The following is a 25220-nucleotide window of genomic DNA, read 5'->3' on the forward strand; positions in this document are numbered from 1 at the left end:
CCCCACTCCTGAAAGACACCCACGATGGCCGATTCGATCATCACCCCCGACCTGATCACCCTCGACGCCGATCTCGGCGCCGACAAGTCCGCGGTGATCACCGCGCTCGCCGGCACGCTCGCCGCGGCGGGGCGCGCGAGCGACGCCGCGGCGGTGAGCGCGGCGGCGCTGACCCGGGAAGCGCAGTCGGCCACCGGACTGCCGGGCGGCATCGCCATCCCGCACTGCCGATCGGCGGCCGTCACCCGCGCGTCCCTCGCCTTCGCCCGGCTCGCCCCGAAGGTCGACTTCGGCGCCCCCGACGGCCCGGCCGACCTGGTCTTCCTCATCGCGGCACCGGAAGGCGCTGGCGCCGAACACATGAAGCTGCTGTCCGCCCTGGCCCGCGCCCTCGTCCGCCCCGCCTTCGTGGCCGACCTGCGCTCCGCCGCGACACCGGCCGACGTGGTCGCCCTGGTCGACGGAGTGGTCGACCCACCACCGGCCCCGGCTACCAATGCTGCGCCGCAACAGATTCCGGCCTCCCCCGCGGCAGGCACAGCCACCAGCACACGCGAGCCCCACACCGGCGCTCCCGCCATCGCCGACGCATCGAGCACCGCCGGTGCAGAAACCGGCCAGGCAGCGAGTTCTGCCGCCACCGGCCATCCGCACGACGCGTCCACGGAAACACCCACCGGTGCATCACGGTCGACCACCGCACCACCCGCACGACGGCCGAAGATCGTCGCCGTCACCGCCTGCCCCACCGGCATCGCACACACCTACATGGCCGCCGATTCACTGACCGCCGCCGGGGAACGGGCCGAGGTCGACGTGGCGGTGGAGACGCAGGGGTCCAGTGGTGGGCAGAAGCTGGATCCGGCCACCATCGCCGCCGCCGACGCGGTCATCTTCGCCACCGATGTCGGGGTGAAGGACCGCAACCGGTTCGCGGGCAAGCCGGTGATCGAGTCGGGCGTCAAGCGGGCCATCAACGAGCCGGACACGATGATCGCCGAGGCGGTCGCGGCCGTCACGACCCCGGGCGCCGCCACCGTCGGCGGATCGGCTCCGGCGCCGCGGCAGGCCGCCAAGGGCATCGGGTGGGGTACGCGGCTGCGGCAGATCCTGCTCACCGGCGTGAGCTACATGATCCCGTTCGTGGCGGCGGGCGGTCTGCTCATCGCCCTGAGCTTCCTGCTCGGCGGCTACGAGATCTCCGACAGCGCGAAAGACATCGTGCTTGACAGCTCCCTCACCGACCTGCCCGACGGCGGCCTGGCCACCTATCTCGGCGCGGTGCTGTTCCAGATCGGCGCGCTCGCGTTCGGCTTCCTGGTTCCCGCGCTGGCCGGCTACATCGCCTTCGCCATCGCCGACCGGCCCGGGCTGGCACCGGGTTTCACGGCGGGCGCGATCGCGGTATTCGTCGGCGCCGGGTTCCTCGGCGGTCTGGTCGGCGGCCTGGTCGCCGGGTTCGCCGCCCTGTGGGTCGGCAGGCTGCCGGTGCCCACGTGGGCGCGTGGCCTGATGCCCGTGGTCGTGATCCCGCTGCTGGCATCACTGCTGGTGGGTGTGCTGATGTTCGTGTTGCTCGGCAAGCCGCTGGCCGCGGTCACTCGCGGACTCACCGACTGGCTCAACGGCCTGTCCGGCACCTCGGCGGTAGCGCTCGGTGTCATCCTGGGCGTGATGATGTGCTTCGACCTCGGTGGGCCCGTCAACAAGGCGGCCTATTCCTTCGCCGCCGCAGGCCTGTCGGTGACCGATCCGGCGACGCTGCGGATCATGGCCGCGGTGATGGCGGCGGGCATGGTGCCGCCGCTGGCGATGGCCCTGTCGACCACGCTGCGCCCGCGCCTCTACACCGAGGCCGAGCGGGAGAACGGCAAGGCCGCCTGGCTGCTCGGGGCCTCGTTCATCTCCGAGGGCGCCATCCCGTTCGCCGCGGCCGACCCACTGCGGGTACTGCCGTCGATGATGCTCGGCGGCGCGGTCACCGGCGGTCTGGTGATGGCGACCGAGGTGACGTTGAGCGCGCCCCACGGCGGCATCTTCGTGTTCTTCGCGATCGGCCATCTCGGCTGGTTCGTGGCGTCCCTGGTGGCGGGCACCGTGGTCGCCGCGCTGTGCGTCACCCTCGCCAAGGAACTCACCCACAAGCCGTCCGCGTCCCCCGTTCCCACCCCCGCGTAAACCGTTCGCACACAAGGAGATATCCCATGCCAAGTACCACCGTCACCGTCGGCTCCTCGGTCGGCCTGCACGCTCGTCCCGCCGCGCTGATCGCCGAGGCGGTCGGCGCGGCCGGGATTCCGGTCACCATCGCGCTCGCGGGCGGCGATCCCGTCGACGCGGGTTCGGCGCTGATGATCATGACCCTCGGCGCGGGCCAGGGCGCCGAGGTCGTGCTCACCAGCGACGACCAGCCGACCCTGGACAAGATCGCCGAGCTGGTCGCGAGCGACCTCGACGCCTGACCCCGCATGCCTCCTGACCGCCCGCTCCACCGGGCGGTCAGGTGTCGTTCGCGGGTAGATTCGAGGACGCTCGAACACCAGCTCTACTGGAAGGCCCTCTGCCCTATGGGTACTCACTGGCTGCGCCGCCTCTCCCCCACCGAGACGAAGGCCTCACACACAGTGATCTGCTTTCCCCACGCGGGTGGCTCCGCCATCTCCTTCGGCCCGTTGGCGAAGGTGATCGGCGCGGACTACGACGTGCTGGCGGTGCAGTATCCGGGCAGGCAGGACCGGCGCCACGAACCGCTGGTCGACAGCATCGAGGGCCTGGTGGACGGGCTGCTGCCCGAGCTGATCGCCGCGGTCGACGGCGTCGAGAACTTCTCCGTCTTCGGGCACAGCATGGGTTCGGTGGTGGCGTTCGAGGCGTGCAGGCGGCTGGAGCGCGACGCCGATCGCACCGCCCGCGTCCTGTTCGCCTCGGGCCGGCGAGCGCCGTCGGCGCCCCAGCTGGGCACCGTGCATCTGCTGAGCGACCGTGACCTGGCCGCGCAGCTGCTGAACTTCGGCGGCACGCCGCGGGCGCTGCTCGACGATCCGGAGTTCCGGCAGATCATCCTGTCGATCACCCGCAACGACTATCGCGCCATCGAAACCTATTCGTGCGCACCGGATGTCACCGTGGCCAGCCCACTGGTCGCGTTGGCCGGCGCGCAGGACGCCGACGCGCAGCGCGGTGATCTCGAGGGCTGGGCCGCGCACACCTCCGCCGATTTCGCCCTGACGACGTTCCCCGGCGGCCACTTCTTCATCGACGCCAATGTCGACGGGATCGGTGAGCTGATCCGCGAGCACACCGCCCGCGCCCTGGCCCGCTGACGCGGCGGCGATCGGGTGCGCCGGTGCGCACCCGATCGCCTGCCCGGTCAGCTGTCGAGCCAGTTCTCGATCGCGGCGGCGGCGTCGGCCGACCCGCCCTCCAGGATCGAGAAGTGATCCGCCTCCACCGGCACCACGGTGTGCGCCGGATCCCAGGCCACGGCCTGCCAGTCCTCCCGGTCGGCCGGGTCGGCCAGGAACGACTGCGCGCACTGGAGCAGCAGTGCGGGCGTGGCGACGGTGCCGGGAATCATCCGCTGCATCAGCTGCACGTACCAGCCCATGGCGGAGAGCCGGGCGCGGTCGAAGCGACCGAATTCGGCTTCCCGCGAGACCATGTGCTCGGCCATCTCCCGCAGCAGCCACTCGCCGTCGTCGTGCACCCGATAGGTGTCGATCATCGCGACACCCTCGGGCACCGGACCGCACGCGGCTTCCAGATACTCGGTGACCAGGTAGGCCAGCAAGCCGCCGGAGGAGTAGCCGACCAGCACGAACGGCTCGTCCTGGGCGGCTTCGAGGACGCAGCACGCCAGCGTCTCCAGCGCCGCCTCCGGGGTGGCCGGCAGCGCCTCGCCCGCCGCGAAGCCGATGGGCGGCAGCACCACCACGTCGCGGTCGGCGCGCAATTGCGCGGTGATCCTGGCGTATTGGTGCGCGCCACCCGTGGCCAGCGGCGGGTTGATGCAGATGATCCGCGGTCGATCCGCACCGGCGGCGAGCCGGGTCGGCACCGGCAGGTCCTCGAGATCCGCCGCCGAGGCGAACTGTTCGCGCAGTTCGGCCGCCACCCGCAGCAGCGCGAAACCGGTGCGGGCCTGCCCGCCCTGGACGGCGTCGCGGAACATGCCGTACAGGGAGTCGTCCGCCCGCGCGCTACCCGTGGTCGCGCTGAGTTCCGCGCGCAGGTAGCGGGCGAGTCCGGCCGGGGTCTTCTGGTCGAAGATCGCGGCGGTCGGCAGCGTCAGCCCGGTGGACGCGTTGAGCGTGGTGCGCAACTCCATCGCGGCCAGCGAGTCGAACCCGGATTCGAGGAAGTCCCGTTCGGGGTCCAGCGCGGCGGCGCTGTCGTGGCCGAGCAGCCGTGCCGCGGTTTCCAGGATGTGGGTTCGCAGCCACTGTTCCTGTTCCGGTTCCGACAGCTGGGCCAGCTGCCTGCGCACCGCGCCCGCGTCGGGCGCGGCCGCGCTCTGCCTGCGGCCGGTCCGCTTGGCCAGGTCGACGAGCACCGGCGGCACCGTGTCGCGGCCGCGCAGAGCGGCCAGGTCGAGCTCGGTGAGCACGTGCACCGGGTCGTCGGTGGCCGTCGCGGCGTCGAACAGGGCCAGCGCCTTGTCCGCGGACAGCGGCGGCAGGCCCTGGCGGCGCAGCCGCTGCCGGTCGGCCTCGCCGAGCCACTGCGACATACCGGTGTCGATGTCCCACAGGCCGTAGGCCAGTGAGGTGGCGGCCAGTCCTTCGGCGTGCCGCTGGGTCGCGAGCGCGTCGAGGAACACATTGGCCGCCGCGTAGCCACCCTGACCGGCGGGCAGGATCGACCCGGCGACCGAGGAGATCAGCACGAACGCGGACAGGTCCGCGTCGCGGGTGAGCTCGTGCAGGTGCCAGGCCGCGTCGGCCTTGGCGGCCAGGGAGACGTCGATCTGCTCCGGCGCCATCGTGTCGACCAGGCCGTTGTAGGCGACGCCCGCCGCGTGGACCACCGCGCCGAGCGGATGCTCGGCGGGGATGCCTGCCAGCAGCTCGGCCAGCGCGGCACGGTCGGTGACGTCGCAGGCGGCGGCGCGCACGTGCGCGCCGAGGTCGGCGAGTTCGGCGACGAGATCCGCGCTGCCCTCGGGTCCGCGCCTGCTCGCCAGCAGCAGGTGCCGCACACCGTGTTCGGTGACGAGGTGCCGGGCCAGCAGCCTGCCGATGCCGCCGGCGCCGCCGGTGATCAGGACCGTGTGCTCGGGATCCCAGACCGTCCGTGCGGTGGGGGCGGCGGTGGCGCGGGCCAGGCGCGGCACCCGGATGCCGGTGGCGTCGACAGCCAGTTCCGCTTCACCGGTCGCGGCGGCGGCCACGACCTGCGCGGTGGTCGTGTCCGGGTCGGCGTCGACGAGCACGATCCGGCCCGGGTTCTCCGCCTGCGCGGCCCGCACCAGGCCCCAGACCGCGGCCGCGGCGGGGTCGGCGGTGACGATCACCAAAGTGCTGGTGGCGTACCGCTGTTCGGTGAGGAACTGCCGCAGGACCGCGAGGGTGCCGTGCAGCGCGGTACGAATTCGGTCCGGCTGATCGGCGCCCTCGGTCGAGGGCCGGAAGACCAGCAGCGGTACCTGGTCCGCCGAATCCCAGTCGGCCCAGGCGGTTTCCGTCGACTGCGGGTGCGGACCGGGCCGCCAGGTGAGCTGGTAGTGCCCGTCCCGCGCGCCGCCCAGGGAGCCGGCGAGCAGTTCCCGCGAGACCGGCCGCAGGGCGAGCGATCGCACCGACAGCAGTGGAGTGCCCGCGGTATCGCTCATGGTGAGGGCGACGGTGCCCGGGTTGACCCAGGTCAGCCGGGCCCGGACCCGCCGGGCGCCGTCGGCGTGCAACCGCACCGACGACCAGGCGAACGGGACCAGTGTGGGCCGCTCGGCGTTCTCGTCGATGCCCGCGGGCAGGCCGAACGACAGCGCGTGCATGGTGGCGTCGAGCAACGCCGGGTGCATGCCGTAGCCGTCGGCGCCGGTGTGCTCGGGCAGGACCACGTCGGCGTAGAGGTCTTCGCCACGGCGCCACAGGGTTTCGAGCCCGTGGAAGGCGGGACCGTAGTGGTAGCCGTTGTCGGCCAGCTGGTCGTAGGCGCCGTCGAGCGCGACCGGGGTGGCTCCGGCCGGTGGCCAGTCGGCGAACTCGGCCCAGTCGACCTGCTCACCACCGCCCTGGCTCAGCACGCCTTCGGCGTGGTGGGCCCATGGAGACGACGGGTCGTCGCCGTCGGCGCGGGAGTAGATGTCGATCCGGCGGCGGCCGTCCTCGTCGTCGCCGACGATCACCTGGAGCTGGACCCCGCCGTGGCCGTGCAGCACGAGCGGCGCGAGCAGGGTGAGTTCCTCGACCTCCGGGCAGCCGACCTGGTCACCGGCGTAGGTGGCGAGTTCGACGAATCCGGTGCCGGGCAGCAGGACGACGCCCAGCACGTCGTGGTCGGCCAGCCACGGGTGGGTGGTGGTGGACAGGCGGCCGGTGAGCCGCAGGCCGCCGCTGTCGGGCTGGGTCAGCACGGCCCCCAGCAGCGGGTGGCTGCTGGCGCCGAGGCCCAACGCGTGCGCTTCCCCCGTGTGCGACGGGCTCACGGCCCAGTAGCGGCGGTGCTGGAAGTCATAGGTGGGCAACGCGATCCGCGCGGCGCCGGTGCCCACGTACAGACGGGTCCAGTCCACCGCGGTGCCGGCGACGTACAGCTTGGCCAGCCCGGTGAGCAGAGTCGCCGGGTCGGCACTGCCACGGCGGGCCAGCGCGACCGCCGTGGCGGTGTCGAGGGTCTGCGCGACCATCGGCGTGAGAACGGCGTCGGGTCCGACCTCGGCGAACCTCGTCACGCCCAGTTCCGCCATGGTGGTGACCGCGTCGGCGAAGCGCACGGTGTCGCGCACCTGACGGACCCAGTAGGCCGGGTCGGTCATCTCGTGGTCGACCCTGGTCCCGGTGACGGTGGACACCAGCGCGACGGTCGGCCGGGCGAAGGTGAGACCCTGTGCCACCCGGGCGAATTCGTCGAGCATCGGTTCCATCAGCGCCGAGTGGAAGGCGTGGGAGACCCGCAGCGCGCGGGTGCGCCAGCCGCGTTCGGCACTCATGGCGACCACGGCGTCCACCGCGTCCTCGGTGCCGGACAGCACCACCGAGCCGGGGCCGTTGACCGCCGCGATCGAGACCTCACCGGACAGCAGCGGCAGCACATCGGCTTCCGCCGCGCCCACGGCGACCATGGCCCCACCGGACGGCAGCGCCTGCATCAGCGCGCCGCGCGCCGCCACCAGCGCGCAGGCGTCGGTCAGCGTCAGCACGCCCGCGACGTGCGCGGCCGCGATCTCACCGATCGAGTGTCCGGCCACCACATCGGGTTTCACACCCCAGGATTCGAGCAGCCGGAACAGGGCCACCTCGTAGGCGAACAGCCCGGCCTGGGTGAACACCGTATGGTCCACCAGGTCCTCGGTGACGAGTGCTTCGCTCAGCGAAACCGGCTGGTCCAGCAGCGAATCCAGCTGGGCGACGATCCCGGCGAAGTGCTCGGCGAACACCGGATACGCGCAGAGTTCGGCGGCCATCCCGGCCCACTGGGCACCCTGGCCGGAGAACACGACACCGGTCGATCCCGGCAGCGCGCGGCCGGTCACCACACCCGATCCGCGATCGGCCGCTCGCCGGTGGCCGGGCACCACGGCGGACACCGATCCCTCGGCCACCGCCTGGGTTCCGGCCAGCAGGCCGGCCAGGTCTTCGGCGAGGACGACAGCGCGCTGTTCGAAGACTCCACGCGTCGCGGCCAGCGCGAACCCGGTATCGAGGAGATCCGAATCATGCTCGGCGACATGAGAGCCCAGACGCGCGGCCTGGCCCGCGAGCGCCGCTTCACCGCGCGCCGAGAGCACCCACGGCACCACCCCACCGGCGGGCGCGATTTTCGTCGCCGGTTCCGCGACCACGGCCGGGGCCTGTTCCACGATGACGTGGGCGTTGGTCCCGCTGATGCCGAAGGACGACACACCGGCCCGCCGTGGCCGCTCCCCTTCCGGCCAGCCGACCGCCTCGGTCAGCAGCCGGACATTGCCCTCGGTCCAATCCACCTTTGTGGAGGGCTGATCCACGTGCAGCGTGCGGGGCAGCACCCCGTGCCGCAGGGCCATCACCATCTTGATCACGCCGCCCACACCGGCGGCGGCCTGCGCGTGCCCGATATTGGACTTCAGCGATCCCAGCCACAGCGGACGCTCGGGATCACGATCTTGGCCGTAGGTCGCCAGCAGCGCCTGCGCCTCGATCGGATCACCCAGCGTCGTGCCCGTGCCGTGCGCTTCGACCACGTCGACCTCGGTGGCGGCGATACCGGCATTGGCCAGGGCCTGCCGGATCACCCGCCGCTGCGACGGGCCGTTCGGCGCGGTGAACCCGTTGGACGCGCCGTCCTGGTTCACCGCCGACCCCGCCAGCACCGCCAGCACCTGGTGACCGTGGCGGCGGGCATCCGAGAGCCGTTCCAGCACCAGCACACCGGCGCCTTCGGACCAGCCGACACCGTCGGCGGAATCGGCGAACGAGCGGCACCGCCCGTCCGGTGACAGACCGCGCTGCCGCGAGAACTCGACGAAGGTCTCCGGGGTCGCCATGACCGCGACACCACCGGCCAGCGCCAGATCGCACTCCCCCGACCGCAGCGACTGCGCGGCCAGATGCATCGCGACCAGCGACGACGAGCACGCCGTATCCACCGACACCGCAGGACCTTCCAGCCCCAGGGTGTACGCGATGCGACCGGAGACCAGGCTGCCGGTGGCGTTACCACCGTTGCCCTGGGCGTAGTCGTGGTACATCACGCCGGTGAACACACCGGTCGCGCTGCCGCGCAGCACCGCCGGGTCCACACCGGCGCGTTCCAGTGCCTCCCAGGTGGTTTCGAGCAACTGCCGCTGCTGCGGGTCCATCATGGTGGCCTCGTTCGGGCTGATCCCGAAGAAGTCGGCGTCGAATTCGGCGGCGGTGTGCAGGAAGCCGCCCTCGCGGGTGTAGGACTTGCCCGCCCGGCCGGGTTCCGGATCGTAGAGGCCGTCGACATCCCAGCCACGATCGGTGGGCAGTTCCGTGATGGCGTCCCGGCCGTCGCTGACCAGGTCCCACAGGTCCTCGGGCGAGGTGACGCCGCCGGGGTAACGGCAGGCCATGCCGACGACGGCGATCGGGTCGTCGTCGACGACCTTGGCGGCCGTGACGGCGACGGTGCGGCCGACGCCGGTGAGTTCCTCGGCGAGGTACTCGGCCAGCGCCTGCGGGGTCGGGTAGTCGAACACCAGGGTGGCGGGCAGCGGGAGACCCGTGACCGCCTTGAGGGCGTTGCGGAACTCGATCGCGGTGATCGAGTCGAAGCCCAGTTCGCCGAACGCCCGGTCGGCCTCGACCGCGCCGGCGTTCTGATGGCCGAGCACCGTGGCGACCTGGCCGCGCACGATCTCGGTGAGCACGCCGAGCCGTTCCCCGTCCGGGGTGTCGGCCAGCCGGGCCCGCAGGGCGGTCGCGGCGCCGGAGCCGGCCTTGCGGCGCTGCGGGATCAGGCCGGTGAACAGGGCGGGCAGCGCGAACCCGGCGCCGCGCAGGGCGTCGAGGTCGAGGCTTGCGAGCACCGGGTTCGCCGCGTCGAGCGCGGTGGCGGTGTCGAACAGGGCCAGGCCCTGCTCCGCCGACAGTGTGCGCAGGCCCGCTCGCGCGAGGCGCTGCCGTTCGACCTCGCCCAGGTCACCGGCCATGCCGCCGTCCCAGGCGCCCCAGGCCAGCGAGGTGGCCGGACGGCCGGTGGCCCTGCGGTGCAGCGCGAGCGCGTCCAGGCAGGCGTTGGCGGCGGCGTAGTTGCCCTGCCCCGGATTGCCGAAGACGCCGGCGACCGAGCTGAACAGCACGAAGGCCGTCAGGGACCGGTCGGCGGTGAGTTCGTGCAGGTGCAGGGCGGCGTCGACCTTGGGGCCGAGCACGGTGTCGAGCCGGTCGGCGGTGAGGGAACCGACGGCGCCGTCGTCGAGCACGCCCGCGAGGTGGAACACCCCGGTCAGGGGATGTTCGGGCGCGATGCCGGACAGCACCAGGGCCAGCGCGTCGCGGTCGGCGACATCGCAGGCGGCGAAGGTCACCTCGGCGCCCGCCGCCGCGAGTTCCTCGCGCAGCGTGGTGGCGCCGGGCGCGTCGGCGCCGCGCCTGCTCACCAGGAGCAGGTGGCGAACGCCCCGGGTGGCGACCAGGTGCCGGGCGAACAGGGCACCGAGCGCACCGCTGGCACCGGTGATCAGCACCGTGTCGTCGGCACCGAACTCCCGGCCGCCGAGGTCGGTGGCCTGCGTGGTGACGCGGGTCAGGCGGGCGCTGTGGACCTGTCCGGCCCGCACGGCGACGCGCGGTTCGGCGGCGGCCAGGATTCCGCCGACGAGCTCGACGGGCAGGGTGTCGCGCTCGGTGTCGTCGTCGAGCAGCACGATGCGGCCCGGATGCTCCGACTGCGCGGAATGCACGAGACCGGACACGGCGGCACCGGCCAGGTCCGGGCTGTCCTCCCCGGCGACCGAGACCGCGCCGCGCGTGCGCACGACGAGGGTCGAATCGGCGAATCGTGGTTCGCCGGTCCAGGTTTGGAGCACCGTGAGGACGTGGTGGGTCGCGGCGTGCACGGCGGCGGCATCGGTACCGGCCGGGCAGTCCAGGATCACCGCGTCGGGAAGCTGCGCGCCGAGCTCGGCCCATGTCGCCGTGGTCACCGGCGTCTCGGCGAGCACGGTCGGCACCCACTCGACCTGGTACAGGACGTTCGCGCTGCCCGTGCTGAGCAGCGCGGGGTCGATCGGCCTGGTGGCCAGGTTCCGCACGGTCGCCACCGGTGCGCCAGCGGCGTCGGCCAGCGCGAGGGTGACGCCGTGGTCGCCGGTCCGCGTGAGCCGGACCCGCAGGGCGTCGGCGCCGTGCGCGTGGAGGGTGACGCCGGACCATTCGAAGGGCAGCACGAGACCGGTCGGGTCGTCGGCACCGGCGATGCGGACGGCGTGCAGGGCCGCGTCGAGCAGGGCCGGATGCAGGCCGAACCGGTCGGCGTCGGCGCGGGCCCGATCGGGCAGGGCCAGTTCGGCATAGACGTCGTCGCCGCCGCGCCAGACCGCGGTGAGCGCCCGGAACACCGGGCCGTAGTGGTACCCCAGGGCGTCGAGGTCGTCGTAGGCGCCGTCGAGGTCGACGGCCGTCGCGTCGGCGGGTGGCCACTGCCGCAGCTCCACCGGCGCGACCGCCGCGCCACCCAGCGCGCCGTCGGCGTTCAGGGTCCACGGCCGCGCGGCGTCGCCGTCGGCGCGGGAGAAGATCCGCACCGGGCGACGGCCCTGGTCGTCCGCGTCGCCCACGACGACGCGGATCGCGACGCCCGTCGCGGCGGGCAGCGGCAGCGGGGCCCGCAGGATCAGCTCCTCTAGCGTGTCGAGACCGACTTCCTGCCCGGCCCGCAACGCGAGTTCGACGAAGCCGGTGCCGGGGAACAGCACCGTGTCCAGCACCGCGTGATCGGCGAGCCACGGCTGCGCCGGAACCGACAGGCGCCCGCTCAGCGCGACACCGTCGGAGTCCGGTTGCGCGACCACCACCGAGACCAGTGGATGCTCGCTGGCGACGAATCCCAGTGCGCGGGCGTTGTTTCCGGCGGCAGTGTCGATCAGCCAGTAGCGCTGCCGCTGGAAGGCGTAGGTGGGCAGGTCGACGCGCCGGGCACCGGAGAACAGGCGAGACCAGTCCACCTCGCCGCCGGTGACGTACAGCCCGGCCACCCCGGCCAGCACGGCGGCCGGATCGGCGTGCTCGCGGCGCGCGAGGGCGACGGCGTTACCCGCGCCGTCGAGAATCTGGTCGAGCATCGGGAACAGCGCGGCATCCGGACCGATCTCGGCGAACCGGGCGACACCCTGCTCGGCCATGGTCGCGACCGCGTCGGCGAAGCGCACGGTCTCGCGCACCTGTCCGACCCAGTAGGCCGGGTCGCTCATCTCGTCGGTGACACGGCGGCCGGTCACCGTGGACACCAGCGGAATACTCGGCGCGTTGAGCGTCAAACCCGCCACCACCGTGGTGAATTCGGCCAGCATCGGCTCCATCAGCGCCGAGTGGAAGGCGTGCGAGACCCGCAGCCGGTGGGTGCGCCAGCCGCGCTCGGCGGCGCTGTCCGCGACCGCGGCCACCGCGTCTTCCGTACCGGAGAGCACCACCGACGCCGGTCCGTTGATCGCGGCGATCGACACCGTGCCCGACAGCAGCGGCAGCACCTCGGCTTCCGGCGCGCCCACCGCCACCATGGCTCCGCCCGCCGGCAACGCCTGCATCAGCCTGCCGCGTGCCGCCACCAGCGCACACGCGTCGGACAGCGACAGCACCCCGGCCACATACGCGGCGGTGATCTCACCGATCGAATGCCCGGCCACCACAGCGGGTTTCACACCCCAGGACTCGAGCAGCCGGAACAGCGCCACCTCGAACGCGAACAGCCCGGCCTGCGCGAACGCGGTGCGATCGATCAGGTCCGCGTCGGCCAGCGCCTCGCGCAGCGACTCCGGCTGTCCCAGCAGCGAATCCAGCTCGTCGACGATCCCGTCGAACTGCGCGGCGAACACCGGGTACCCGCGCAGCTCGTCGGCCATCCCGGCCCACTGCGCGCCCTGGCCGGAGAACACGAATCCGGTGGACCCGGTCACGACCCGGCCGGTCACCACGCCGTACAGCTCGTCGGCATCAACCACCCCCGACGACCCGTCACGGCGCGTGCCGAGCATGTCGGGCTCCGCTTCGACACCGGCCACCGCACGGACACCGGCCAACAGCCCGTCGCGGCCCGAGCCGAGGACTACGGCGCGGTGGTCGAAACCGACGCGGGAAGTGACGAGGGAGTAGCCGACATCGGCCGGGTCGGCCTCGTGCGCACTCACGTGCGCGGCCAGGCGATCCGCCTGATCTGCCAGCGCCGCGGCGGTGCGCGCCGACACCACCCACGGCAGCACCCCTTCGACCGGTACGACCACCCCGGTGGACGCCGCGCCCGCGCGCGATCCGACGACATCGCCGGACTGCTCGTCGGCGGCCTCCGATGCGCCGACCACGGCCGGCACCTCGACCGGGCCGCCCGGCGCGAGGAGCGCGGACACCTCGACCGGCGCCGCCTCCACGATGACGTGGGCGTTGGTGCCGCTGATCCCGAAGGACGACACGCCCGCACGACGCGGGCGGTCCACCTCCGGCCAGTCGACGGCTTCGGTCAGCAGCCGAACCTCGCCCGCGCTCCAATCCACCTTGGTGGAGGGCTGATCCACGTGCAGCGTCGGCGGCAGTACGCCGTGCCGCAGGGCCATGACCATCTTGATCACGCCACCGACACCGGCGGCGGCTTGGGCGTGCCCGATATTGGACTTCAGCGATCCCAGCCACAGCGGGCGTTCGGGGTCGCGATCCTGGCCGTAGGTGGCCAGCAGCGCCTGGGCTTCGATCGGATCGCCCAATGTCGTTCCGGTGCCGTGCGCTTCGACGGCGTCGACGTCGGTCGCGGCGACACCCGCGTTGGCCAGGGCCTGGCGGATCACCCGCCGCTGGGACGGGCCGTTCGGCGCGGTCAGACCGTTGGACGCGCCGTCCTGGTTCACCGCCGACCCCGCCAGCACCGCCAGCACCTGGTGACCGTGGCGCCGCGCGTCCGAAAGCCGCTCCAGGACGAGCACACCGGCACCTTCGGCCCAGGCGACACCGTCGGCCGCGTCGGCGAACGACTTGCACCGGCCGTCCGGCGACAGACCACGCTGGCGGCTGAACTCCACCAGCGTCTCCGGTGTCGACATCACCGCGACACCACCGGCCAGCGCCAGATCACACTCCCCCGACCGCAGCGACTGCGCGGCCAGATGCATGGCGACCAGCGACGACGAACACGCCGTATCCACCGACACCGCGGGACCTTCCAGCCCCAAGGTGTACGCGATGCGACCGGAGACCAGGCTGCCGGTGACATTGCCACCGTTGCCCTGGGCGTAGTCGTGGTACATCACGCCGGTGAACACACCGGTCGAACTGCCGCGCAGGACAGCCGGATCCACGCCCACCCGCTCGAGCGCCTCCCACGAGACCTCCAGCAGCAGTCGCTGCTGCGGGTCCATCGAGGTGGCCTCGTTGGGGCTGATGCCGAAGAAGTCGGCGTCGAACTCCGCCGCGTCGTAGAGGTATCCGCCGCGCCGGGTGTAGGACTTGCCCGGCTTGCCGGGCTCCGGGTCGTAGAGGTCGTCGATGTCCCAGCCGCGGTCGGCGGGCAGGTCGCCGCTGGCGTCGGTGCCCGCGGTGACCAGCTCCCACAGGTCCTCCGGCGAGGCGACACCGCCCGGGTAGCGGCAGCTCATGGCCACGACCGCGATCGGGTCGTCGCCGGCCAGGCGGCTGGCGGTGACGGCGACCTCGTGGCTGATGCCGCTGAGTTCGGCGGCCAGGTACTCGGCCAGAGCCTGCGGGGTCGGGTAGTCGAAGACCAGGGTGGCGGGCAGCGGCAGTCCGGTGACGGTCTTGAGCCCGTTGCGGAATTCGATGGCGGTGAGCGAGTCGAAGCCCAGCTCGCTGAACGCCCGGTCGGCGGCGATCGCGGTCAGGTCCTGGTGGCCCAGGGTAGCGGCGACCTGGCCGCGCACGATCTCGGCGAGCACGCCGAGCCGGTCGTCCTCGGGGACGCCGGCCAGCCGGGTGCGCAGGGCCGTGGCCGCCCCCGAGGCGGCCTTGCGGCGCTGCGGGATGAGCCCGGCGAACAGCGCGGGGGTGGCGAACCCGGCACCGCGCAGGATGTCCAGGTCGAGCCGGGCGGCGACGGGCGCCGGGGTGTCGAGGCCGGTGACGGCGTCGAACAGGGCCAGGCCCTGCTCCGCCGACATCGGCAGCAGGCCGGCGCGGGAGAGCCGCTGCCGCTCGACCTCGCCCAGTTCGCCCGCCATGCCACCGTCCCAGCGGCCCCAGGCCACCGACACACCGGCCAGCCCGGCGGCGCGACGCCGGGTGGCGAGCGCGTCCAGGCAGGCGTTGGCGGCGGCGTAGTTGCCCTGGCCGGCATTGCCGATCGGCCCGGCCACCGAGCTGAACAGCACGAACGCCGTCAACGGCAGGTCGAGGGTGAGGTCGTGCAGGTGCAACGCGGCGTCGGCCTTCGGGCCGAGGACGGTGTCCATCCGGTCCGGGGTCAGCGAGGCGATGGCGCCGTCGTCGAGCACACCGGCGAGGTGGAATACGCCGGTCAGTGGCCGGTCGGCCGGGATGGCGGCCAGGACCGCGGCGAGCGCGTCACGGTCGGAGACATCGCAGGCGACGAAGTCGGCTTCGGCTCCCGCCTGTGCCAGGTCGGCCCGCAATTCCGCCGCGCCGGAAGCGGATTCGCCCTGCCTGCTCAGCAGGATGAGGTGTCGAGCGCCGTACGTGTCCGCCAGCTGCCGGGCGAACAGGCCGCCCAGCGCGCCACTCGCACCGGTGAGCAACACGGTCTCGTCCGGCCCGAACGCCAGCTTCGGCGCGAAACCACTGGCAGGCACAGCGATTCGCGCGAGTCGCGCACCGTAGGCGCGTCCGCCCCGGACGGCGACCAGTGGTTCCGCGGTGGCCAGAATTCCGCCGAGCAGCCGGCGAAACTCCGCCTCGGAGTCGATGCCGGCACCGGAGTCAGTCCCGGCACCGTCACCGGAGTCGGCGCTGAGGTCGCCACCCAGGTGAGCGCCGGGGCCGCCATCGGAGTCAGTGCCGAGGCCGCCACCAGCGGCGCTGCCCGAGCCGAAGTCGGTGCCGTGGGCGGGACCGCCATCGGCGGCGATACCGAGGCCGCCACCAGCGGCGATGCCGGAGTCGGTGCCGGGACCACCATCGGCGTCGCTATCGGCGCTGCTGCCGGATCCGAAGTCCGGTGCGGAGGCTGTGTCCACCAAGATGATCCGGCCAGGGCGCTCGGCCTGGGCGGACCGCACCAGGCCGCCCACGGCGGCACCGGCCAGGTCGACGATGTCCTCGCCCGCAACAGACACCGCGCCCCTGGTGCGGACGACAAGTGTGGATTCGGCGAACCGCTCGTCCGCGAGCCAGGTCTGCATCGCCGTGAGCACCGCGTGGGTGGCGGCGTGGACGGCGGCCGCATCACTGCCGGCCGGGGAGTCCAGGATCACCGCGGCGGGCACCCGGTCACCGAGCTCCGCCCAGCGCAGCGTCTCGATCTCTGTGTCGGACAGACTGATCGGCGTCCAGTCGACCTGGAACAGCGAGGAGGCGACCGTGGACGCGCCCGTGGTCAGCTGGGCGGGATCGATCGGTCGCGAGGCCAGGTGCCGGACCGTCGCGACGGGGGCACCGGTCGGGTCGGCGATATCGAGGCTCACCCCGTACTCGCCGATCCGGGTGAGCCGCACCCGCAGCGCGTCGGCGCCACCGGCGTGCACCGCCACTCCGGACCATTCGAACGGCAGTGCCGGCCCGGCACCGGCCGGGACGTCGCCGGACAGCCGCAGCGCGTGCAGCGCGGCGTCGAGCAGCGCGGGATGCACGCCGAACCGCTGGGCGTCGGACCTGGCCTGTTCGGGTAGTTCGACCTCGGCGTAGAGCACGCCGTCGGCGTCGCGCCAGGCCGAGCGCAGGGCCTGGAACACCGGGCCGTAGTGGTAGCCCTGCTCGTCGAGGGCGTCGTAGACGCCGTCCACTTCGAGCGGTGTCGCACCGGTCGGCGGCCAGTCCGCGAGAACGGCGGGCACGCCGTCGAATGCGGGAGCCAGGAGGCCCTCGGCGTTGAGGGTCCATGCCACCGTGTCGTCGGTGTCGTCGTCGAGGTGGGAGTAGATCCGGACCGGGCGCAGACCCGCCGCGTCCTCCGCGTCGACCACGACGCGCACCGCGACACCCGCCGTGTCCGGCACCGTCAGCGGGGCGCGCAGCGCCAGCTCGGCGACGGCCGTGCAGCCGACCCGCTCACCGGCGGACAACGCGAGCTCGACGAAACCGGTACCGGGGAACAGCACCGTGTCCATGACCCGGTGATCGGGCAGCCAGTCCTGGGTCTGCGCGGACAACCGGCCGGTGAGGGTGACACCGTCGGAGTCCGGCTGCGACACCACGGCCGACACCAGCGGGTGGGCGGTGGGGACGAGACCGAGCGCACGGGCGCCACTTCCGGTGCCACTCTCGGTGAGCCAGTAGCGGCGACGCTGGAAGGCATAGGTGGGCAGATCGATTCGCCGCGCACCGGTCCCGGCGTAGAGCGCGGCCCAGTCCACGTCGGCACCGGTGACGAACAGTCCGGCGACAGCGGCCAGCAGCGTGGACGCGTCGGCCTGCGACCGGCGCGCGCAGGCCACCGCGACACCGTTCGCCGTCTCGACGGTGGCCGTGACGGCAGGCAGCAGCACGGCGTCGGGGCCGACCTCGGCGAACCGGCTCACCCCGAGACCGGCCATGGTGGTGACCGCGTCGGCGAAGCGCACGGTGTCACGAACCTGCCCGACCCAGTAGGCCGGATCGCTCATCTCGTCGGTCACCAGAGCACCGGTCACCGTCGACACCAGGGCGATATTGGGCCTGGCGAACGTCACACCCGCCACAGCCGAGGCGAATTCGTCCAGCATCGGCTCCATCAGGGACGAATGGAACGCGTGCGACACCCGCAGACGGTGGGTCCGCCAGCCGCGCTGCGCGCACACGTCGACCACCGCGAGCACCGCCGACTCCACGCCGGACAGCACCACCGACGCCGGGCCGTTGACCGCGGCGATCGACACCGCGCCACTGAGCAGCGGCAGCACCTCGGCCTCCGGCGCGCCCACGGCCACCATCGCGCCGCCGTCGGGCAGCGCCTGCATCAACCGGCCCCGCGCCGCCACCAGCGCGCACGCGTCGGTCAGCGACAGCACCCCGGCCACGTGCGCGGCCGCGATCTCACCGATCGAGTGACCGGCCACCACATCGGGCCGCACACCCCAGGCTTCGAGCAGCCGGAACAGCGCCACCTCGAAGGCGAACAGCCCGGCCTGCGCGAACACGGTGCGGTCGACCAGGTCCGCGTCGGCCAGCGCGGCCGCCAGCGACGGCGACTGCTCGAGCAGCGGATCCAACTGGGCGACAACGGCATCGAAGTGCTCGGCGAACCCGGGATACCCGCGCAGCCCGGCCGCCATGTCGGCCCACTGCGCACCCTGACCGGAGAACACGAAACCGGTGGACCCGGACAGCACCCGCCCGGTCAGCACGTTCGCGGCGGGCACACCGTCGGCCAGCGCCTGCGCCCCGGCCAGCAGTCCGTCCCGGTCGGGTGCGAGCACCACCGCGCGCTGGTCGAACCGCACTCGCGTGGCGAGGGAGAACCCGGCGTCGACAGGATCCTGATCCCGTACGGCCGTGATCAGCCGCGCGGCCTGCCCGGCCAGCGCCTCCTCACCGCGTGCCGACAGCACCCATGCCAGGTGACCACCGGCCGGAGCGACGGTGTCGACCCGCGATGTCGCGACGGCGGGGGCCTGTTCCAGGATGAGGTGCGCGTTGGTACCGCTGAGCCCGAACGACGACACACCCGCGCGGCGCGGGCGATCCAGCTCCGGCCACGGCGTGGCTTCGGTGAGCAGGCGGATGTGGCCTTCGGTCCAGTCGACCTTGGTCGAGGGCTGGTCGATGTGCAGGGTCTGCGGCAGTACCCCGTGCCGCATGGCCATCACCATCTTGATCACGCCACCCACACCGGCGGCGGCCTGCGCGTGCCCGATGTTCGACTTCAGCGAACCGAGCAGCAGCGGCCGTTCCGGATCGCGGTCCTGGCCGTAGGTGGCCAGCAGCGCCTGCGCCTCGATCGGATCGCCCAATGTCGTTCCGGTGCCGTGCGCTTCGACGGCGTCGACGTCGACCGGCGACACCCCCGCGTTGGCCAGCGCCTGCCGGATCACCCGTCGCTGCGACGGACCGTTCGGCGCGGTCCAGCCGTTGGAGGCACCGTCCTGGTTCACCGCCGACCCGGTGAGCACCGCGAGCACCTGGTGCCCGTTGCGCTGCGCGTCGGACAGCCGTTCCAGCACCAGCATGCCCGCACCCTCGGCCCAGGCGACACCGTCCGCGCCGTCGGCGAAGGACCGGCAGCGCCCGTCCGGCGACAGGCCACGCTGCCGGCTGAACTCCAGGAACATGTCCGGCGTCGACATGACCGCCACACCACCGGCCAGCGCCAGATCGCACTCGCCCGAGCGCAGCGACTGCGCCGCCAGGTGCAGCGCCACCAGCGACGAGGAGCACGCGGTGTCCACGGTGACCGCCGGGCCCTCCAGCCCGAACACATACGACAGGCGGCCCGACACCAAGCTGCCGCCCGCGCTCGCGCCGGTGCCCGCGCCCTGCGCGTAGTCGTGGTACATCACACCGGTGAACACACCGGTCGCGCTGCCGCGCAAGGTCGCCGGGTCCACCCCGGCTCGTTCCAGCGCCTCCCACGACACCTCGAGCAGCAGGCGCTGCTGCGGGTCCATGGCGGTGGCCTCGTTGGGGCTGATCCCGAAGAAGTCGGCGTCGAATTCGCCTGCGGAGTACAGGAATCCGCCCTGGCGGGTGTAGGTCTTGCCGGGCTTGCCCGGCTCCGGGTCGTACAGGTTGTCCAGGTCCCAGCCACGGTCGGCGGGCAGCCCGCCGGTGGCGTGGCCGCCGGTCGCGACCAGCTGCCACAGCTGTTCGGGCGAGTCGACGCCGCCGGGGTAGCGGCAGCCCATCGCCACCACCGCGATGGGCTCACCGTCGGCCGTCTTGGCCGCGGTCACCACCTCATCCGGCACCGCGCCGCTGAGCTGGGAGTCGATGAACTCGGCCACCACCTGCGGGTTCGGGTGGTCGAAGACGAGGGTGGCCGGCAGTCGCAGACCGGTGGCGGTGGTGAGCTTGTTGCGGAACTCGACCGCGCCGAGCGAATCGAAACCGAGCTGCTGGAAAGCCTGCCGGGGTTCGATCGCCGCGATCGTGGCGTGTCCGAGCACCTCGGCGGCCACGGTCTGGACCAGGGTGAGCAGGGTCGCGCGGCGGTCGGCCTCGGACAGTCCGGCCAGCTTCTGTGCGAACGCGCGGCCCGCGGGCGTCCGGCTGTTGCGGCGCACCGGGGTGGGGGCGATGCCGCGCAGCAGGGCCGGGACCTGATCGCCCCTGGCACGCAGCACGGCCGGGTCGACCCGAAGCAGCACCAGCTGCGCGGTGTCGGTGGCGATCGCCGCGTCGAACAGGGCCAGGGCATCGGATTCGGTCAGCGGCGGGAAGCCCTGCTTGGCCATGCGCTCGAAGTCCTCGGCCGACAGGTCGGCGCCCAGACCGCTGGAACGCTCCCACAGGCCGTAGTCGAGCGAGGTCGCGGGCAGACCGATGCTGTGCCGGTAGGCGGCCAGACCGTCGAGGAAGACATTGGCGGCGGCGTAGTTGGCCTGGCCCGCGGTGAGCACGAGACCACCGACAGAGCCGAGCAGCGCGAACAGCGTCAGCGGCCGGTCGCGGGTGAGTTCGTGCAGGTGCCACGCGGCATCGACCTTGGGGCCGAAGACCCGGTCGACCCGCTCGGGGGTCATCGACTCGATCACGCCGTGATCGGCGGTGGCGGCGCAGTGCACGACCCCGACCAGTGGATGCTCGGCCGGGATGCCGTCCAGCAGCGCGGCCAGGGCGGCGCGGTCGGACACGTCACAGGCGGCGAGGGTGACCTCGGCGCCGAGTTCGCCCAGCTGCGTGGCCAATTCGGTCGCGCCGGGCGCCTCCGCGCCGCGCCGCGAGGTCAGCACCAGGTGGCGCACGCCGTGCGCGGTGACCAGGTGGCGGGCGATCACGGCGCCGATCCCCGCGGTGCCACCGGTCACCAGGACCGTGCCGGAGCCGGTCGAGCGCACACTCGCGCCCGGCGCGTGCCGGGTCATCCGTGGCACGAGCACGGTCGAATCACGCACCGCCGCCTCGGGTTCCGCCGAGGCCGCGGCGGCGAGGGCCGCGATCTCGCGCGGCTCGCGTTCGGTGTCCAGGTCGAGCAGCTGGAACCGGCCGGGATGTTCGGCCTGGGCGGCGCGGAGCAGACCCCACACTGGCGCCTGCGCCGTGCGGACCTGGTCGGTGTCGCCGGTGCGTACGGCGTTGCGGGTGAGCACCACCAGGCGGGACGCGGACAGACCCGGTTCGGCCAGCCAGCGCTGGACGGTGTCGAGGATCTCGGCGATGAGCTGCCGGGCGGCCGCTGGCGGCGCGTCCTCGGGTTCGGCGCAGTCGAGCAGGACGAGCTCGGGGGCTGCCGCGTCGTCGAGACCGGCGATCAGCGCGGTCACGTCGGCGAAAGCGGCGACCGGCTCGGACCCTTCGATGGAAGTGGTTGCAGCACTGCCACTTCGGGCGGAGCCGAGGACCGCTACGCGCCCCGGCTCCACCGTGGGCAGGGTGGCGGCGGTCCAGTCGATGCCGAACAGCGCGTCCGTGATGCCGTCCGCGCCCAGCCGATCGGCCGAGACCGGGCGGGAGACCAGGGCGCCGACCGACAGCACCGGTTGTCCCTCGGTGTCGGCGATCTGCACCACGTGGCGGCCGTCGGCGCGCGCGATCCGCACCCGCACCGCGTCGGCGCCGGTGGCGTGGAGCTGCACCTGGTTCCAGCTGAACGGCAGTTCGGGAGCGTCGATTTCGCCGTGGCGGCGGGCATGCAGGATGCCGACGTGCAGGGCCGAGTCGAACAGGGCGGGGTGGATCCCGAAGCCCTGGGCGTCGCGGCGGTCGGGCAGGGCCACCTCGGCAAACAGTTCGTCACCGCGCTGCCAGGCCGACTGCATGCCCTGGAAGAACGGCCCGTACTCGTAGCCACCGTCGAGCAGTTCGTCGTAGGCGGTGTCGAGGGGCAGCGCGACGGCGCCGCGCGGCGGCCAGGTGACCAGGTCCATGGCGGCCACCGGCTCCGCCTGTGCGAGCACGCCTTCGGCGTGGATCGCCCACGGACCACCCGCGATCTGCCGGGAGTGCACGCTGAGCCTGCGGCGGCCGGTGTGATCGGCCGCGCCGACCATCACCTGGACCGACACGCTGCCCTCGGCGGGCAGGGTCAGCGGGGTGTGCAGGATCAGCTCGTCGACCATCGGGCAGCCCACCAGGGCACCGACTTGGCAGGCCAGTTCCACATAGCCGGTGCCGGGCAGCAGCATCACCCCGAACACGCTGTGGTCGGCCATCCACGGCACCGTGTCCACCGACCAGCGGCCGGTGAAGCTCACCGCGTCCGACTCCGGGTGCGGCACCACGGCGCCGAGCAGCGGATGCTCGACGGTGTCGAGCCCGACCGAGGTGACACCCCCCAGCTCGGCGCCCAGCCACGACTCCGCGAGCACCTGCTTGGCGTCGAGCCAGAACCGCACATGCTGGAAGGCGTAGGTGGGCAGGTCGATTCGCCTGCCACCACCGCCGATGCCCGCCCAGTCCACCGGCGTGCCCGCCACAAACAGTCCCGCCACGGCGGTCAGCAGCGTGGCCGGACTCGTCTGTTCCTTGCGGGCCAGCGGCACGATCACCGGTGCCGCGCCCTGCGGATCACCCGCGGCGTCGACGATCTGGGCGATCATCGGGGTGAGGACGGCGTCGGGCCCGATCTCGGCGAAGCGGGTCACGCCCATCGCGGACAGGGTGGTGATGGTGTCGGCGAAGCGGACCGTGCCGCGCACCTGGCCGGGCCAGTACGCGGGTTCGGTCATCTCGTCGGTGACGCGGGCGCCGGTCACCGAGGACACCAGCGCGATATCGGGCCGCCGCAGCGTCAAACCCTGGACCACCGTGGTGAATTCGGCCAGCATCGGGTCCATCAGCGCCGAATGCGAGGCAATGGCGATGCGCAGCCGGTGCGTGCGCCAACCGCGTTCGACGCAGACTTCGACCACGGCCGTCACCGCGTCCTCGACACCGGAGACCACCACCGAGGCCGGGCCGTTGACCGCCGCGATCGCGACCTGACCGGTCGTGCCGAGCGCCTCGATCACCGCGAGCACCTCGGTCTCGGTGCTGCCGACGGCGACCATGGCTCCGCCCGGCGGCAAGGCCTCCATCAGGCGGCCACGGGCGGCCACCAGCGCGCAGGCGTCGGCGAGGTCGAGCACCCCGGCGACGTGGGCCGCGCCGACCTCACCGATGGAGTGACCGGTCACCACATCGGGACGCACGCCCCAGGATTCGAGCAGCCGGAACAGGGCCACCTCGAAGGCGAACACGGCGGCCTGGGTGAACACGGTGCGGGCCAGGATCTCGTCGTCGGCCAGTGCCTCGGTGAGCGATTCCGGTTGTCCCAGCAGCGGTTCCAGCTGCGCGACGATGGCGTCGAAGTGGTCGGCGAAGACCGGGTAGGCGCGCAGCGCGCCGGCCATGCCCGCCCACTGCGAGCCCTGGCCGGTGAAGACGAAACCGGTCGAACCCGGTACCACCCGGCCGGTCACCACGTCGGCGGCGGTGGCACCGGTGGCCAGGGCGCGCACGCCGCGGCGCAGCGCGTCACCGTCGGCGCCGAGGACGACGGCGCGCTGGTCGAACAGGGTGCGGGTGGACGCCAGGGAGTACGCGACATCGCGGGCATCGAGGTCATCGACGTGCGCGGCCAGGCGGGCGGCCTGCTCGGCCAGCGCCTCCGGGCCGCGGGCCGACACCACCCACGCCGGCACGCCGCCCGGCGCGGGCTCGGCGGTTTCGGGCTCGGGCTCGGCGGGCGCCTGCTCCACGATGAGATGCACATTGGTGCCCGCCACACCGAACGAGGACACTCCGGCGCGGCGCGGCCGGTCCAGTTCCGGCCACGGCCTGGCCTCGGTCAGCAGGCGCACCTGTCCGGCCGACCAGTCGACCTTGGTGGTGGGGGCGTCCACGTGCAGGGTCTTCGGCAACAGGCCGTGGCGGATGGCCATGACCATCTTGATCACGCCGCCCACACCGGCGGCGGCCTGCGAGTGCCCGATGTTCGATTTCAGCGAGCCCAGCCAGAGCGGCCGGTCTTCCTGGTGTTCCTGGCCGTAGGTGGCCAGCAGGGCCTGGGCCTCGATGGGGTCACCCAAGGTCGTTCCGGTGCCGTGCGCTTCGACCGCGTCCACGTCGGCGGCGGTGATGCCCGCGTTGGCCAGCGCCTGCCGGATGACCCGGCGCTGCGAGGGCCCGTTCGGCGCGGTGAGGCCGTTGGACGCGCCGTCCTGGTTCACCGCCGAGCCGCTGATCACCGCCAGCACCGGATGCCCGTTGCGGCGGGCGTCGGACAGCCGCTCGAGCACCAGCACACCGGCGCCCTCGGCCCAGCCCAGGCCGTCGGCGGCGTCGGCGAACGCCTTGCTGCGGCCGTCGGTGGCCATACCGCGCTGCCTGCTGAACTCCACCAGCGTCTCCGGCGATCCCATCACCGCGACACCGCCGGCCAGCGCCAGCTCGCATTCCCCCGCCCGCAGCGCCTGTGCGGCCTGGTGCAGCGCGACCAGCGACGACGAGCACGCCGTGTCGACGGTGACCGATGGCCCTTCCAGGCCGAGCACATAGGAGATGCGCCCGGAGGCGACCGCGCCGGAGTTCGCGTTGGCCGGATAGTCGTGATACATCATGCCGACGTAGACGCCGGTCCGGCTGCCGCGCAGCGCGGCGGGCTCGACCCCGGCGCGTTCCAGTGCCTCCCACGACGTTTCGAGCAGCAGGAACTGCTGCGGGTCCATCGTGGCCGCCTCGTTGGGGCTGATCCCGAAGAAGCCCGGGTCGAATTCGCCCGCCTCGTGCAGGAATCCGCCTTCACGGGTGTAGATGCTGTTCGGCGTCTCACCCGTGGGGTCGTAGAGACGGTCCGCGTCCCAGCCGCGGTTGACCGGAAGTTCCGAGACCGCGTCGACGCCGTCGGCGACCAGCTGCCACAGCCCCTCGGGTGTGCTCACCCCGCCCGGATACCGGCAGGCCATCCCGACGATCGCGATCGGCTCCCGCTGGGCGGCGTCGAGCTGCCGGTTGCGGGCGCGCAACCGCTCGGTCTCCTTCAGCGAGCTGCGGAGCGCCTCGGTGAGCTTCTGGATTTTCGGGTCTGGCTGGGTCATGCGTCTATCGCTTCCTGCGGTCGCCGGAACGATCCGGCGGAATGTCTGTCGGGAGGCTGTCGGGCGATGCCGGGAT

The 25220-nt window shown here is 72.7% G+C and carries 3 protein-coding genes and 1 pseudogene; 3 read left to right on the forward strand and 1 reads right to left on the reverse strand.

What is annotated here, in order from left to right; genetic code table 11:
- Positions 1–24: 24 nt before the first annotated feature.
- From EL493_RS28475 to EL493_RS28485, 3 genes are all read left to right on the forward strand, one after another.
- A complete protein-coding gene (locus tag EL493_RS28475) occupies positions 25–2178 on the forward strand; it encodes a PTS fructose transporter subunit IIABC (protein ID WP_019048593.1) in 2154 nt (717 codons plus the stop codon).
- Between the two features lie 26 nt (positions 2179–2204).
- Positions 2205–2462, forward strand: a complete 258-nt coding sequence (locus EL493_RS28480; RefSeq protein WP_019048594.1) for an HPr family phosphocarrier protein — start codon at positions 2205–2207, stop codon at positions 2460–2462.
- A 105-nt stretch (positions 2463–2567) separates the two neighbouring features.
- Positions 2568–3323: a thioesterase II family protein gene (locus EL493_RS28485; RefSeq protein ID WP_019048595.1), complete on the forward strand. Its 756-nt coding sequence runs from the start codon at positions 2568–2570 to the stop codon at positions 3321–3323.
- A gap of 155 nt (positions 3324–3478) precedes the next feature.
- Here the strand turns inward: EL493_RS28485 and EL493_RS33665 are convergent.
- Positions 3479–25144, reverse strand: a pseudogene (locus EL493_RS33665) (SDR family NAD(P)-dependent oxidoreductase); the annotation flags it as partial.
- Positions 25145–25220 lie beyond the last annotated feature (76 nt).

This window comes from Nocardia asteroides (genome assembly GCF_900637185.1).
Lineage (GTDB): Bacteria > Actinomycetota > Actinomycetes > Mycobacteriales > Mycobacteriaceae > Nocardia > Nocardia asteroides.

Coding starts and splice junctions, on each gene's coding strand:
- EL493_RS28475 (WP_019048593.1), top strand. CDS start 25: ATGGCCGATTCGATCATCACCCCCGACCTGATCACCCTCGACGCCGAT.
- EL493_RS28480 (WP_019048594.1), top strand. CDS start 2,205: ATGCCAAGTACCACCGTCACCGTCGGCTCCTCGGTCGGCCTGCACGCT.
- EL493_RS28485 (WP_019048595.1), top strand. CDS start 2,568: ATGGGTACTCACTGGCTGCGCCGCCTCTCCCCCACCGAGACGAAGGCC.